The following is a 380-nucleotide window of genomic DNA, read 5'->3' as shown; positions in this document are numbered from 1 at the left end:
AAATAATATTAAACACCGACAAATACATCTACCTTGACCTTTCGGGCAGTTCCTTAACAACCATTCCCAATGGAGCTTTTACTTATTCTGACTACGAAAAAATAGGAGGCGTTAGGCTGGTCGGTATAACCATCCCAAACAATGTTACCAGCATTGAGGATAATGCTTTTTCCAATTGTCCAAACATTACCAGCATAATTATACCAAGCAGCGTTAAAAGCATTGGGAGTTCCGCTTTTTCCAATTGCACCAGCCTTACCATCGTAACCATACCCAACGGGGTTACCAACATTGGGGATATGGCTTTTATCGGTTGCACCGCCCTTGTCAGCATAGTTATTCCCAGTAGCGTTACCAGCATTGGGGATTTCGCTTTTAGC

Annotated in this window: 1 protein-coding gene; it reads left to right on the top strand. The window is 42.6% G+C overall.

Going from position 1 to position 380, the window contains the following annotated elements; genetic code table 11:
• Nucleotides 1-380, top strand: a 380-nt coding sequence (locus tag ACYVRH_RS15090) for a leucine-rich repeat domain-containing protein (RefSeq protein ID WP_461257669.1), incomplete at both ends; no start/stop codon positions are given.

The organism is Treponema sp. R80B11-R83G3, from assembly GCF_054786115.1.
Note: the sequence above shows the minus strand (reverse complement) of the source record. Positions and strands in the feature narration are given on the sequence as shown.